The sequence below is a fragment of the Micromonospora sp. NPDC000089 genome, from assembly GCF_042899365.1.
Lineage (GTDB): Bacteria > Actinomycetota > Actinomycetes > Mycobacteriales > Micromonosporaceae > Micromonospora.
In genome coordinates this window covers 1-14,919 of sequence record NZ_JBIAZT010000028.1, presented here as the reverse complement: position 1 = coordinate 14,919, position 14,919 = coordinate 1, and the positions used below count along the sequence as shown (strand labels likewise).

Below are 14,919 nucleotides of genomic sequence, written 5' to 3'. Positions count from 1 at the left end.
CCGGTCCTGAGCCCGATCAAGATCGCGGCGCTCGGCTAGACGGTCGCCGGCAACGAGGCGCACCAGGGTGCTCTTGCCTGCTTGCCGTGCTCCGCCGATCAAGACGACGCGGGTGTCCGCCAAGGCGGCATTGACCTGCGCGGCGGCGCGGCGGGGGATTAGGCGCGGTGTGGGCACGGCGTCATCATAACGGCCGCGTTTTCGATCTGCGAGGGACTTGGCTTTCTATTTGCGGGGCCCGGTGCGTTCGGTACGCGGTAATTTGATGTTCGATCTGCGGGCCACGGGCGAGGCGGTTAGCGGAAGGGGTCCACGGCTACGTCGCGTTGTTGCGGGTTGCGGCGAGTTCGGGAAAGGCTTCTTCCCAGCGTTGCCTGAGCTGGGGTGGCAGCCAGAGGGTGGGCCAGAGCCGCCGGAGGAGGTCGGCGTCGAGCCAGCTGTGGATCCTCGACGGTGTTGGCTTCGGTGAGCACCACCTCGTACATGCTGGCCAGGCGCGCGGGCCGTGGCGGTGCGGAGCACCTGGTAGACGATCAGCAGGGCGTGGATCTCCTGATCGACACCGTCGGGGGTGCGGGCGCGCAGGACCCGGCCGCCGAGGATGGTGGACTTCAGTTCCAGGTAGGCGGTCTCGATCTCCCACCGCTGGTGGTAGAGGCGGACAAGGTCGGCGGCCGGGTAGCGACGCGGGTCGAGCAGGGTGGTGATCAGCCGGTAGTGGCCGGCGGTGGTGGCCGGCGGTGGTGGTGATGATGCTGATCCGGGCCTCGATCACGCGGACGTGCCGGCCGCCGATGATCGACAGCCAGGATCCGTCGCGGTGGCGGTGGATCAGCGGGAGTTTCCGGCTGGTCTTGCAGCGGATCAGCAGGTCCGCTCCGGTGGCGGTGAACGCGGTGATCAGGTCGGCGGCGGCGTAGTTGCGGTCGGCCAGCAGCAGCATTCCGGCGCGGAGGCTGCGGGTCAGCCGGTGGGCTTGAGTGATCTCGCCCGTGGTGCTCGGGTCGAACACGGCGTCGATGACCGAACGGGTACCGCAGGCCAGCAGCGCGCTCAGCCACAGTGTCGGGTAGCCGGAGCCGCCGTTGTTGCACCGGTGTTTGACGTAGCGACGCAGGTTGGCCGTGGAGTCCGCGACGGCGATCATGGTGCCGTCGACGACGACCGGCAGCAGACCCCTCCACCGGACCGTAGTGACAGCGCTGGTGGCCGCTGGGCCTCGTAGCAGGTCGAACAAGGACCGCAACGGGGCCACACCGAGTCGTTGCCGGGCCTGCCGTAATGCGCTACCGCTGGGATCGGCGACTGGTAGCCCGCGCAGACCGGCGACGAGTTTCGCCCACGGGCGGTTGCGGCGCGTTCGCCGGCTTCGCCGGGGCGGGCGCGGCCGGCGTCGGGTCGTCGGCCGGGGTGGACGCCGCAGCGTCGGGAGTGGACGCCATAGCGCCCGGGGTCGCCTCGTCGGTCGGGGTTTCGGCGGGTGGAACGACGCTGGTGGCGGTGGAGACGGAACCGGAGTCGTCGGCGCACCCGCTGGACAGACCGAGCAGGGTGAGGGCGACGAGGATCGGCATGGTCCGGCGCATGGGCGGGCGGTGGCCTCTCTCGGATGGTGCCCGCACCGTACCGGGCCGCCGCCACCGCACCGCTCCCGACGACGTCTCCACATCGGCCGTCGACGATCAGGGGTCGATCTGGGGTCGTCACCGGGACCGGGCCACGCGAAGATACGAACGGGCTGCGAGCGACGCACGAGGGAGAGCACCGTGGACATCACCCTGGCGTTCGACGCCGCTTACGCACACCACGCCGCCGTCGTCCTGTCGACCGTCGCCGAGTCGAATCCGGGTGTGCCGCTGCGATACTGGCTGGTCGCGGCCGACGACGTGAAGGCCGCGACCCGGGCGGCCCTCACCCGGGCGGCCGGGCCGGACGCGTCCGTGACCTACCTGTCGGTCGACACGTCCCTCGTCAACCTGTCCAAGGGGCGCGACTCCGCGTTCACCTACTTCTCCACGGCGATGTACCTGCGCCTGCTGGTCCCCGGCGCGCTGCCCGACGAGGTACGACGGGTGCTCTACCTGGACTGCGACACCTTGTGCACGAGCAGCCTCGCGCCGCTGTTCGCGGTGGATCTGGGCGGCGTCCCGCTCGGTGCCGTCCGTGACCCGTTCCACCGGCGGCTGCTGGACATGGGCGGCATCCCGGGCCTGCCGGAGTACCAGCACCTGGACCCGTGGGCGGACTACTTCAACTCCGGGGTCCTGCTGATCGATGTCGCCCGGTGGAAGGAGTGCGAGGTCACCGAGACGTCGCTGGACTACCTGGCCCGGCACGCGCACGAGGCGCGCTACCCGGACCAGGACGCCCTCAACTACGCCGTCTACGACAACTGGCTGCGTCTGCCCCGCCGGTGGAACGACCTGATGGCATGGCGGCTCGAACCGACGTTCGGGGGGAGTCTCTCCGAGTCCCCGATCATCCACGCCGCCGGGCCGGTCAAGCCCTGGCAGTCCGGCTTTCCCGAGGGCGCGCGGCGGGACCTCTACTGGCGGCACCGACGACTCAGCGGCGGCCTGAGCCTGGCGGCGTGAGCGGGCACCGGCGCACTCCGGGCCGTGCCGGCGGTCACCCCTTGACGGCGCCGGCGGTGATGCCGGCGACGAAGTGGCGTTGCAGCAGCGCGTACGCGACGACCATCGGGGTGGAGGCGACAACCACGCCGGTGAACAGCAGCGGATAGTCGGTGAGGTATTCGCCGGTGAAGTCCAGCAGCGCCAGCGGCAGCGTGCGTTTGGCCGGATCGTCGATGAACAGCAGGGGATAGAGCAGGTCGTTCCAGTGCATCACGAACAGGAAGATGCGGTGGCGGCCAGCGACGGGTAGGACAGTGGCACGGCCACCCGGCGGAACGCGGCCCACGGGCCGGCGCCGTCGAGTTCGGCGGCCTCTTACAGTTCGGCCGGCAGGGTACGCAGGAAGCCGAAGTGACCCCCTGAGGCCGGACACCTCCTGACTTGGCAGCCTGCCGAGGAGGAGGAACCGCATGGCACCACCGAGTAAGAACCCCAACAGTTCCGGCGCCAGGCCGTGGCACTGGTGCTGGACTCCGGCTGTCCAAACTGCGACGTAGCCAAGGAACTGGGCGTCAATCACGAGATGCTGCGTAACTGGGTCACCAAGGCCAGGCAGGACCGGGCCGGTACGGCCGGTGGCGCGCCGCAGGCATTAAGCAAGCCACGGCTCGTTGCGCGGAGCCGCCAACGTCACAGAGCTGTGTCTCTAGCGGAGGCGGCCGGGCGGGAGGACCGCTGTGGGATCGCTCGCAAGCACTTAAGCACGGGTGGCAGCCTGTTTCGGCTCCGACCGCCACCGGAGCCCGTCTCCTGATCACCTCCCTCGATCGTGTGCTGCAACCTAGAAGTGTCGTACCTCACGGGTACCGTCTCGTCGTGATTCAGTCTGGAAGGGGCGACCATGACAGGTGATCGACCCACGACGACATTGCGGTCCCTGAACGGGAACCACATGAACGCCGCGGTCCGCTTCTGTGTCGACTGCAGCGGTGAACTTCCGCCGGTCACAGGTCCCGGCCGACATTCTCCACGATGCGGCGACTGCCAGCTCAAACGAAAACGTCAACAGACTCGTCAAGCTCAGCGCCGCAAGCGCGCACCGGAGCGAGAGGCCCGCATCCAGGCTGAACTTGAGCGCCGATGTGTCGACTGCGACGGCGCATTACCGCAGATCCAGGGGCGAGGGAAGCGGCCCGCCCGCTGTACATCGTGCGCCGAGCTTCACAACCGTCAACGGCGCATCGAGTACTCCCGGCAGTACTACGCCGACAACCATCCCCAGCGTCCAGAAATTCACCGGTGCGGCAGCTGCGCTGCCGAATTCCGTTGGAAGGGGCGCGGCGGTAATCCGCCTCAGCGCTGCCCCTCGTGCACAACACGCGGCTTGCGAGAGCGTCAGAACGCCAGAAATCGCGCCGCGACGACTGCGCGTAGACCCGTCGTCTTCTCCTGTGTCATCTGCGCGGCGGTTACACCGGTGCAGCGGCTTGGCGCGTCCCCCATCTGTTGTCGAAACTGCCGGCCAGAGTATGCGCGCCGTGCCGAGCAGGCCCGCCGGGATGCGAATGCGCTGCCCCCGACGGTATGGCGCACAACGTGTCTCGGCTGCGGCAAGACCATCGAGCAGACGGGCCGGAACGGAAACTTTCGGAAGCGTTGCCCGCCCTGCAGCGAACAAGCGTGGAAGCGGCAGACCCAGCAGTGGCTTAAGGACCGGCCGGAGCTACGCCGGATGAAGAATCGCAACAACAAGCGCAACCGTCGCCTCGCGCGCCGAGACCCGGAGTCCGAAAAGTTCACCGACATCGAGATCTACGAGCGCGACGGCTGGACGTGCGGAATCTGTAAGCGACCGGTTGACCGGACCCTGATCTTTCCGCACCCGATGTCGGTCAGCCTCGACCACGTGACCCCGCTCGCGCGAGGAGGAAAACACCGACGAGACAACGCACAGTGCGCCCACTGGCTGTGTAACTCGCGCAAGACCTACCGCCTCGAATCGGAGATGGACCGAATACGGCGTCGGTCCACGACGATCGTTCGGTTCATCAGCTGAAGACGGCAATGGGTCGCAGATAGGGTCTACCTACCGGATGGATTCGAAAGAGGGCCGGCTCGCTCTGGACGGCAGGCATGGAGGAACAGCGGAGGTATGAGGCCTTCAGGGCTCGGTCGACTCTGTTGAGCACCTCCAGGAACTCGTCAGCGCGTCGTTTTGTTTATAGGTGTGTCAGCATCGCTTCGGGCGCACTCACATCGGCTATGAGCGGACACTTGGTGGGGGCCGTCGCCGTAGGCATCTGGGTGGGGCGTCGTTTTCACAGGCCGGACGCACCAACCCCATGGACCAAGCGTGCGCCGACGTACTCGGCGGTCCTCGCCTTCGGCGGGGGTGAGTCCGAGGGCTGACACCGCGTCGGTCACTGCCGTCGGCGCCGGCCGACGGGTCCCGGGCTGAGCGAGCACAGCATGATCATCGATGATGTGCTCTGCGTGCTCTCCAGCGGATGCCAACCGGGGTGAACCGGTGCCAGCGCGGGTCACTGCGGCCGACCGCCGGTCGCAAAACGGGTTCGTGTGCTCGAGCTGGTCCTGGGCTGGGAGAACGGCGGCCCGGGAACGTGGGTGAACGTGGGCCACTCCCTGCCACCCCAGGTGAACCCCCAGGTCGCTAGACTAGGCCCTCGCGCCCCCGTAGCTCAGGGGATAGAGCATCGGTTTCCTAAGACGACGCTCTATCTGTACCCGGAGGCTGACTGCCTGCGGGTTCCCATTTTGTCATCGTGTTAGTGGGTCGCACACCCGTGTGCTGTGCTCGCTTGCCGAAGATCAGCAGATGGCGTAGGTCCTGCTCAGGCTTTGCTTCGGTTCGGTGCCGCTGGCAGTAGCGTCTGTCATTGATATCCGCCCGCTACGGTCCCGGGGCGGTCTCGACGCGACCGCCGGACACGTGAGGCGGTCAGCTCAGGACGTCGGCGTCGTGCCCGTGACGAACGTGATCTCGTCCAAGCCCCGAGGGATCGGTGCTGCCGCGGCCGGTCAGCTCCTGCATGATCAGGGCCCGCAGGACGGCGCGCAGTTGAGCGGCGCTCAGACGTGGACCGTCACCAGCGGGACGGTCCGCAGCCACGATGGTCGCGAACACGTGGCCGGTGAACGAGATCGCCCGTTTGCCCGCGTGCAGGAACTGGGGCCGGAGCTTGTACGCGGTCTTGAACGCCGCCTTCAGGACCGTCGGGTCGTCGGCGAACACCGCTCCGCGCGGCAGGTGTCGCTCGCTGGCCACCAATCACCCGATGTGGAGGCACCCGTTCTCCGGTCCGAGCGTGGATCCTCGCCGTGTTCCACGGCGCCACCGAGCCGATGCACGGCACGGACGCCGGCCGAGAGTTTCACAGCCGGCTCGCATCCCCGCTTTCCCGGCATGCCCGGTTCTTCGGATACCGACGGCGGCTCTGATGCGGGCTTTCCCTCAACCTCTGATCCAGTTCCGGTTGATGCCTCGTGAACGATTTGTTGGCGATGTCCGCCGAGTTGTTTGCCGGGAGGCGTGCTTGTGAGACGGATTCGAGGTGCGGTTGGTCGGCGGCTGCCGGGCCGCCTGATCGCTGTGTTGCTGGCGGCGGCGCTATCCGCGGTCCCTGGGGTTGCGCTGTCGGCTCCCGAGTCGGGCCCGGCGGGGGAAACCGCCTCGGCGATGGTCCCTGCCGAGGGCGGTGCGATGGGAGGCACGGGCGGAGCGGAATCCGTGGGGGACGACGGTGAGGCCCGCTACGAGGTTTCGTTCGATGTGGTGCCGGGGCCCGGTGGTTTTACGCCCAAGGTCGGGCTCTCCTACAGCAGCGACACGCGGGACGGTTTGCTGGGCGTGGGGTTCGGGCTGACAGGTCTGTCGCGGATCAGCAGGTGCGCGAAGACGGTTGCCGAGGACGGGGTGGCGCTCGGGCCGCAGTTGACGGCGGACGACCGCTTCTGTCTGAACGGGCAGAAGTTGGTGGCGACCTCGGGCGCTTACGGTGCGGACGGGACGGAGTATCGGACGCAGCCGGATTCGCATGTGCGGGTGAAGTCGTTCCGGCCGGCGGGGACGCCGGCGGAAGTCAAGGGTCCGACCGATTTCACGGTGTGGACGGCGGACGGGGCGGTGCAGCGTTACGGCATCGACGGCACTGTGAGTCGGGCGCCTTTCTACGTGAATGTGGCGTGGGCGATCGCGCGTTCCGAGGACCGGTCGGGGAATGTGATCACCTACAAGTACAACCAGCGGACGGAGTCGTACACCAACGGTGGTGAGATCGAGCGGTGGCCCACGGCCATCCTGTACGGGCATGGCGACCTGGCGACCCGGATGGTGCAGTTCGACTATGTGAACCGGCCGGATCCGCGCTACGGGTTCATGTATGGGGGTCCCCGGGAGGGTTTGCGGCTCCTGTCGTCGGTGCTGATCAGTGTCAAGACGGGCGCCTCGTGGAGCCGGGTTCGTTCCTACGGGATGACGTACAACAATTTTGGTGCGTCGGCAGCTAGCAAGTTGGCGTCGTTGACGGAGTGCGGCGCGGTGGCTTCCGCCTGCAAGCGGCCGACGACGTTCTCGTGGACGTCGGGGGTGCCGGGGTTCACTTCAGCGCAGTCGGACCAGTCGCTGGTGCCGTCGACGCGGGACAGCCAGTTGATTACGGCCGATTTCAACGGGGATGGCCGCGCGGAGCTGGCGTGGCCGGAGGCGGGGGCGTGGAAGTATGCCTATGCCCAGACCGGCACGGATGTGTACCAGTCCGTCAAGAATGGTGATTTCAACGGGGAGGGCACCAAGGCGACGGCTTTCCCGTTCGACTACGACCTGGACGGGCGGGCGGACCTGATGCCGCGGGAGCGGCAGGTGCACACGTGGCGGCCGGCGTTGTCGCGTGCCGGGGAGACCGTGAAGCGGGTGGAGACCACGTTCACGGGTCCGTTCAACCAGGATCTGCAGGGTGATGCCGGGCCGACGGGGGCGCTGATGGGCGACTTCGACGGTGACGGTTACCAGGATCTGCTGGAGTACAAGCGGATCTCTGCCGGCCCGCCGGTCAAGTACGAGTGGTCGTATCGGCACCGTTCGGGGACGGTGAGCACGCAGATCGATGCTGGGCAGCCGGACGACAAGGCGTTCCACGCACCGCAGAGCCTGCCGGGTCTGGACAAGGTGGCGGCGAGCGATGTCATCGTGTTCGACTCCAACAGCGACGGCCGCGACGAGGCGTACCGCCGTGAGGGCCTCGAAGGGCGTTGGGTTCGGATCGACGTCTTGGGGGAAGGACCGGGGTCGAACGCCCTTCCCTACTCTCCGGGTTTGGACCTGCAGTTTCTGGACATGAACGGTGACGGTCTGACCGACATCGTCAGCAACGGAACGCGGGAGGGCAAGAAGAACGAGCTTTATATCAGCCTGAACATGGGGGCTTTTGACGACTGGCGGCCGATGGGCGTCAACTTGGCGTCGGATGCCTTTGGTGCGGTCGAGGTTGCCGACTATGACGGCGATGGTCGGCAGGATCTTCTGGTGCCGCGGCTGAGTAGTGGGGCGTCCACGAGCGGGCCGAAGTATGTGGGCTTGGACGTGGTCCGGGTGACCGGGTTCGGTGCGGACGGCAAGCCGGTGTACGCGCGGTCCGCAACTACGGTGAACTTCGCCGCGCGCAGCGCTGAATCCCTGATGAAGCAGGGCACCCGGGTGGCGGATGTCGACGGTGACGGACTGGATGACGTCGTGCTCGTGGATCGGCCGGACCCGGAGTTCACCGGGCCGACGAGCCTGAAGGTGTTCCGGCACCGCACCGATGGTCTGGGGGCGGGTAACAGGCAGGATCTGCTGTGGAAGGTGCGTGAGGGTCAGCAGTTCCCGTCGGGTGCGGTGGACAGCCTGAAGCCGACCCTGACGTTCGTCTACGGGCCGCTGGCGGACGGTTCGGTGTACACGCCGGGTCAGTGTCAGCAGAAGCAGGGGACCAGTTGTCTTGCCGGCGGCGGCATGTACGTGGTCAAACAGGTGCGCCGGGACGCGGGTCTGAACGAGGCTCCGGGCACCGAGATGGTGTCGAACTTCACCTATCGTACGGGCCGGATCGACAAGGGGTCGCGGGCGTTCCTCGGGTTCGCGGAGCGTCGGGTGGTGACGGCCGCGAGCGTGGGGTCACACGGCGCGGTGACGGAGCGCTCGTTCTACACCAACAGTGTCTCGGGGAAGGATCCGCGACTGGCGGAGCGGTGGGTGGTGCATTCGCTGCCGGGCGGCCGGCAGTCGCTGGAGCGGACGAACCTCGACTGGTCCATGCTCCTCACCACCTATGCGGGGACGGCGTTCCACTACGTGTCCACGACGAAGCGGCGGTTCTACGAGATGCCCGCGGTGCCGGGCCTGGCATCGACGGTGCAGCCGTCGGCGTTCGACGCGCAGAACATCGCGCCGTTCCAGCAGAGCACCGAGACGGCCAAGGACGTGGACGTCTACGGCAACACCGGTACCCGGGAGATCGAGTCGTCGACGCAGGGCTCGGTCGGCGTGCCCGGCACGGCGAGCAGGTCCGTGGTGATCACGACGCCGGATGTGGATGTGGCCCAGTGGCTGATCGGGCGGCCGAAGAAGGTGGAGACCAACGACTCGGTGAAGAACGATGGTGTGTGGTCGGGCCAGACCCGCACGGTGGAGTACGTGTATGACGGGGCCAGCGAACGGGTCAAGCAGTCCCGCCAGTCGGGAAACCCGACCGCACCGGGTCGGGTGCTGACCACCGACTTCGAGTACGACGCGCTGGGCAACGTCGCTACCCGGACCGAGACCGACGGCACCACCGGTGACAAGCGCACGACCAGCTACACGGCCGACGTGCTCGGGTTCCCGGCCTCGGTGACCAATCCGCGTGGCCACGTGTCGAAGACCACCTATGACCCGGTGCTGGGCGCGGTGGTCAAGTCGGTCGACGTGAACGGGCTGGTCAGCCAGTACACCTATGACACCCTGGGACGGCTGCGGAAGACCCTGCTGCCCAGCGGCGCGGAGCCGAGCGTCACCTACGACCTGGAGGCGATCGGCGCGGACAAGCTCATGCGGATGACGACCGCGGACGGCACGGGGGGCGTGTCGCAGGTGGTCGTCGACCGCGCGGGACGACCCCTGATCGACCGGTTCGAGGGCCGCGACGGGCTGATGCGTGAGCGCGAGAACGAGTACGAGCCGCAGGGATGGCTGGCATCCCGCTCGCTCTACCACCGCACCAACGCCCCGGTGACCACGGTGGACAAGGTCATCTACACCTACGACGACCGGGGCCGGAAGATCACCCAGAAGGACCCGCACGATGTGTCGAGGTCCTGGTCGTACAAGGAACTGACGACCACGTCCACCGACGCCCGCGGCACTGTGCGGTTGTTGAGCGTCGACGAGCGGGGACAGACGGTGTCCGCGTGGGACGGATGGGGCAGCAGCGTCAAGTCGCACCGCACCTACCAGTACGGCCCGTTCGGCACCCTGACCTCGACGAAGGTCGACGGGGTCGGGGCTGCGACGAGCTCTTTCAAGTACGACGCGCTGGGTGCGCTCACCTCCAGCACGGACAGTGAGCGCGGCACCACCACCGCCATCTACAACGGCTTCGGTGAGCTGACCGTTTCCTACGACGCCAACGGGCGGGCCACCGGGCACATCTACGACAGCCTGGGACGCCTGACCAAGCAGACGGTCACCCAGAATGGCAAGATCACCTCGACCCTCACCAACACCTACGACGTGCTGGGCGCGCAGACCCGCAAGGGCATGCTCCTGCAGAGCGACCTGTCCGACCAGAGCAGCGGCCGGACCATCACCACCACCACCGGCTACACGTACGACAACCTGAGCCGGCTGCTGACCCAGACCCAGACCCTGCCCACGGAGACCAACCCGGCCACGTCCGAGACGCTGACCGTCGGCTACTCCTACGACACCTTCAACCGCCCCACCCAGATCAGGTACCCCATCCTCAACGGGCAGACCACGCCCACCACCGTGGACTACAAGTACCAGTCGCCGAACGGGGCGCTGTCCGCGGTCACCGCCACCTCTCCAGGCGCCGCCGCCACGCAGGTGTGGACGCCGAAGGAGAGCGACGACCAGGACCGGCTCACCAAGGAGGTGTCCGGCGATCTCGTCACCTCGACCACCGCGTACGACTGGAACGGCGCCGTCCTCGACCAGGAGGTGGCCACCTCGACTTACGACGTCGACCCCGGAAAGATCCTCTGGGGGCAGAAGTATGCCTACGACAGCGAGGGCAACCTCCTGTCCCGTACCTCCAAGCTGCCCGCCTGCGTCGACTGCCGGACCACCGACGCGGCCAGCGGGCCGAGTGAGTACCCCGCCGAGACGTTCACCTACGACCCTCTCGGCCGGGTGACCTCGGCCTCCCTGGCGATCGGCCCGACCGCGGGTCAGACCGACACCTGGAGCTACGACACGCTGGGAAACATCACCAGCAGCAAGCGCCGCGGTGCGTACACCTACGACCCGCAGCACCCGACCCGGGTCACCCAGGTCAGCGGCGGCCTGTTCGGCAACCGCACCTACGGCTACGACGCGGTGGGGAACCAGACCGGCCGCCCGGACGGCAACGTCACGTACAACAACTTCAACCTGCCTTCCACCATCACCTCCGCCAAAGCCAAGGCCGACACGACCTTCGTCTACTCACCCGCCCGTGACCGGCTCCGCAAGGCCAGCGGAGGCAGTGTCACCACCTACTTCCCCGGCCTCTACGAACGCCACCACGCCGACGGCCGCACCGAGCACCGCTTCCAGGTCACCGCGGGCGGCCGACAGGTCGCCACGCTGGCCTACTCCGAGCAGGACACCTCCCCGATCGCAGCGCCCGGCCCCGTCCTCTACCCACACAACGACCACCTCGGCTCCACCAGCCTGGTCACCACCCTCGACGGCCCAAACAAGGCCAAAGTCGTCGAAGAACGCAGCTACGACGCCTTCGGAAAGCTCCGTAATCCCGACCTGACCACCGGAGACGCCGGCTACACCAGCGGTATCCAGCCCGCCACCACCGACCCCGGCTACACCGGTCACGACGACGACCGGGATCTCGGCCTCGTCGACATGAAGGGCCGCGTCTACGACCCCGAACTCGGCAGATTCCTCACCCCCGACCCACTCGTGAACGGCAGTAACACCACCCAAGCCTGGAACCGTTACACCTACGTCTCCAACAACCCTCTCACCAACACCGACCCCACCGGCTACGAAGAATGCGCCGACTGCCCCATCTGGAAGCAGGACGACGGTGGCGCGACAAGCGCGACCGAAGACTTCCAGGACATGATGGACGACGCCAACGCCTTCTTCGACGGCGGCTACTGGGGCATCAGCCCGGTCAACCCCAACTCGCCAGCGTCCAGACGGCTGGAAAAAGAGCTCGACCGCTTCTACGTCCGCGCCCAGGCCGAAGCGAAGAAGGCGGCTGAAGCCGAGGCCAAAGCCTTTGCCGAGGCCAAGGCCAAAGCCGCAGCGAAACAGTTGGCCTCGGAACAGAAAGCCGTAACCGAGGCACTCAAGCAGGCTCAGAACCAGGTCAACGGCCCGATGTACGCGGAAAACGACGTCTGTAGCGCCGACGGCGGACAATGCGCCACCGAAACCGCGAAAGACGCCGGCGGCGCCTGCCCAGAAGCAACCTCCTGCGACCCCGGCACCCCCGAAAACACCGACACCCCCGAAAACACCAACACCACCACCAACACCTGCGAATCGTCAATGACCTGCACCGACCCAGACAATTCGAGCGACGGGCCAAAACCCGACAACTCTCCCGCGCTGCTTCCATCAACCAACCTCTACGTCTACACGGCTGCGGGGACCAGCATCAAGGGCCCAGTGCTCGGCGTTGGTGCTTCGGTCTATGGCCATGCGGGCACTGACGGAAAATTTGGCGGGGGGTTTAAGTTGAGTATTACGGCTGGTCTTACCGTCGGGGGTGTCGCGTTGGGTCCCGCCGTCGAGTTCAGTCCTCTGGTAATTGAATGGGACAACAGATCGGGTGGTCAGTTCAAGGCGTCGTACACCACGCATATAAACTTCGGACCCGTCTCCAGCAATTTCACCCAGAGCGGCTGGACGAGCGGCTCCTATAAGCAGGTGAATGGCCCGTTCACGTTCCGAGCCGGCTTCCGATGAAGTCGATCTCACCCGATGGAGGAAATTCTCAATGCTTCTTCTGCCCTGCTGGCGGGCGGTCAGCCCCACGGGGGTTCCCCGATCAGTGTCTTGGAGGCAGGGCTTGATCTCACAGGGCCAGAGGAAAAGCCGGGTGTGAGTGTGGGCACGTCGAGCGGTCTACTTGGCGCGCAGAGCACCTCCGCACCATGCCACTCCCTCAACCCTGAGCCATTTACGATCGGCTTCGGCGCAGAACAGAGGACACGGCGGGCCGTTCGACAATGAGCAAGTTCTGAGCCTCGGGATGTGCCGGGCAGCGACTCGTCGCCGCCCGGCACATCCCGCTTCGCCTCATCAGGTTGCGCGGGTCAGGCCACGGGCGCGGCCGGGGGTGGGTTCACCTTCCGAGCCGGCTTCCGACGACGACGATCAAAGGGGTCTTGAACTGCCTCGATGCGAGTCGTTCGCCCAAGGAGGTGATGGGCTCGGCCGCCTTCTCTCGTTGCGTGGGCAGCCGCAGAACCTTCCCGGGCGGCTTGCCGTTGCTCGGCCGATCGATCGCCGTAGAGCGTGAACCTGCCCGTCGGTCGTTGAGGCGGCGCTCTCGCCGTGGGCCTCTCTGCTGGTCGTCCACGGACTTGATCGGATCACGGGCGAGCAGCGCCGCGGGGTGTTGCGATCAAGGATGTCTGGCGCCGGCGACCCGGCTATCCGGACCAGGTCGGCGGAGTGAGATCTACCCGGTGGTCCTTACGACGGCGTGCGTACCCCGGAGCGGTTCGCGGTATGGCTCAACGATCGGGAGCGCTGAAGCGCCGTCGTCGAGGAAGGTCAGCCGAGGCGTTCCTGGCCGAGGGGTACGCGGGTCGGATCGAGCGCGCGTACCCCGACGCCGAGTGCGTCTCTGATCGGGCCCTGGGCGCTGCCAGGAGGAACTCGTCCCGGCCTGTGAGCCTCCGTGCCCTGTAGGAGTTGGGCAGGGATGTCGACGAACTCGACGCCAAAGAGGGCGGCGTAATCCTTCGATGCCCCGTAATGGTCCGCCCACGCGGCACGCACGGCGCGCAACCCGGTAACCGTGAGGCGGACATCATTGCCACGCCGGTCGAACACGTTGGTCTCCCGGACCACGAGGCCCCGCTCCTGCAACGTATTGACGTGATAGGTGGCCCGGCTCGGATACACCCGCAGGATGCGTGCGAGCTCCTTCATCCGGAGGCGGTGACCAGGCTCGACGGCCAACGCCGCGAGGATGTAGAAGTCGACGAGGCTGAGCCCGGTGGAGAGCCGAAATGCGTGCTCAAGCTCAAGCAGGCCACGCTGCACCGCGTTCAGATGGGCGCACCATTCCGGATACCCCACCGGCCACGGAACGTCGCCGAAGTCGGCCACGTCGCCCGTGTGCGGCTCGGGGGAGCGGCGGTCGGCATCATCGCCAGGCACGTGTCCACCCCTTCCGGCAGTGTCCACACCGCGCTCCGGTCGTCACGCCTCCGTGCCGGTGGCAGGCCGCAGACCAGCCCGCGGCCGACGTCCAGCACGCGTCACTCATGCCGTGGAGCCGTATCGGCAAAGATTCCCATGGCGCCTCGGGTGGTCACAGGAGCGTCGCCGATCTGGCTGATGGGTCCTCCGCACCACCTGATCTCCTTATCGCCACTCGTCGAGCTGAAGCAGTCATGCGGGGGCCGTCCAGATACGGGCTGCGGGTGGCGAGCTCCGCCACCGACCCCAGTCCCGGCATCGGTGGCGGCGCCAGCCGACGGCGCTCACCCCTCTCCCGCGCCGTCCGGCAGCGAGCACTACGTAGCGGCCGTCGCGATCGGTTCTCTCTGTTCTGTGGGCCGTCCCGCTTCGGGTGCTCGAAGGTTCCGTCGGCACGGGTGCCCACGGGATGATCATCACGATCGTGGAAGACCGACGTGCCGTTCTTCGCGCGTGCGCCCTGCGCAGCGTCACCAGTAGACGGGCGCTCGTCATGGTCGCCCCCGCACCCCGCCCTGGTGATGACGATCTTCTAGGGGCGCCGGTCAGGGCTCTGGCCGGGGTGGTCTGACGTGGTGATCCCGACCGCTGCCCCGCCGTCATCCCAGACCTGAGATCCGGTGAGGGTGACGGGTGCGTACTGCTCGACGAGGAACACCTCCGCCACGAAAGGAAACACCCATG

General features: G+C 67.0%; 6 protein-coding genes and 4 pseudogenes. 4 read left to right on the top strand and 6 right to left on the bottom strand.

The genetic code is table 11. From position 1 onward, the window contains the following. Window positions 1–316: 316 nt before the first annotated feature. From ACFY3U_RS27665 to ACFY3U_RS27655, 3 pseudogenes are all read right to left on the bottom strand, one after another. A pseudogene (locus tag ACFY3U_RS27665) lies at window positions 317–506 on the bottom strand (hypothetical protein); the annotation flags it as partial. Between the two features lie 79 nt (window positions 507–585). Continuing rightward, a pseudogene (locus ACFY3U_RS27660) lies at window positions 586–699 on the bottom strand (hypothetical protein); the annotation flags it as partial. Between the two features lie 199 nt (window positions 700–898). Further along, window positions 899–1,669: pseudogene (locus ACFY3U_RS27655) on the bottom strand (transposase domain-containing protein); the annotation flags it as partial. Between the two features lie 97 nt (window positions 1,670–1,766). Between ACFY3U_RS27655 and ACFY3U_RS27650 the strand changes: the two are divergent. Further along, on the top strand, window positions 1,767–2,594 hold the full coding sequence (locus tag ACFY3U_RS27650) for a glycosyltransferase family 8 protein (RefSeq protein ID WP_387206907.1): 828 nt from the start codon (window positions 1,767–1,769) through the stop codon (window positions 2,592–2,594). A 34-nt stretch (window positions 2,595–2,628) separates the two neighbouring features. On the opposite strand, the gene ACFY3U_RS27645 is transcribed toward ACFY3U_RS27650, so the two are convergent. Next, window positions 2,629–2,850, bottom strand: coding sequence for a hypothetical protein (locus tag ACFY3U_RS27645; RefSeq protein ID WP_387206906.1), 222 nt, complete (start codon window positions 2,848–2,850; stop codon window positions 2,629–2,631). Window positions 2,851–3,081: 231 nt separating this feature from the next. On the opposite strand from ACFY3U_RS27645, the pseudogene ACFY3U_RS27640 reads away from it, so the two are divergent. After that, window positions 3,082–3,390, top strand: a pseudogene (locus ACFY3U_RS27640) (transposase); the annotation flags it as partial. A 918-nt stretch (window positions 3,391–4,308) separates the two neighbouring features. Then, a complete protein-coding gene (locus ACFY3U_RS27635; protein WP_387206905.1) occupies window positions 4,309–4,632 on the top strand; it encodes an HNH endonuclease in 324 nt (107 codons plus the stop codon). 903 nt (window positions 4,633–5,535) lie between these two features. Here ACFY3U_RS27635 and ACFY3U_RS27630 read toward each other — a convergent pair. Beyond that, window positions 5,536–5,862, bottom strand: coding sequence for a hypothetical protein (locus tag ACFY3U_RS27630; protein WP_387206904.1), 327 nt, complete (start codon window positions 5,860–5,862; stop codon window positions 5,536–5,538). A 462-nt stretch (window positions 5,863–6,324) separates the two neighbouring features. Here ACFY3U_RS27630 and ACFY3U_RS27625 point away from each other — a divergent pair, with 462 nt between their 5' ends. Further along, the gene (locus ACFY3U_RS27625) at window positions 6,325–12,768 is read left to right on the top strand and encodes an FG-GAP-like repeat-containing protein (protein ID WP_387206903.1); all 6,444 of its coding nucleotides are present in this window, start codon (window positions 6,325–6,327) and stop codon (window positions 12,766–12,768) included. A gap of 813 nt (window positions 12,769–13,581) precedes the next feature. On the opposite strand, the gene ACFY3U_RS27620 is transcribed toward ACFY3U_RS27625, so the two are convergent. Further along, complete coding sequence (locus ACFY3U_RS27620) at window positions 13,582–14,193, bottom strand: MarR family winged helix-turn-helix transcriptional regulator (protein WP_387206902.1); 612 nt, start codon at window positions 14,191–14,193, stop codon at window positions 13,582–13,584. Window positions 14,194–14,919: the final 726 nt, after the last annotated feature.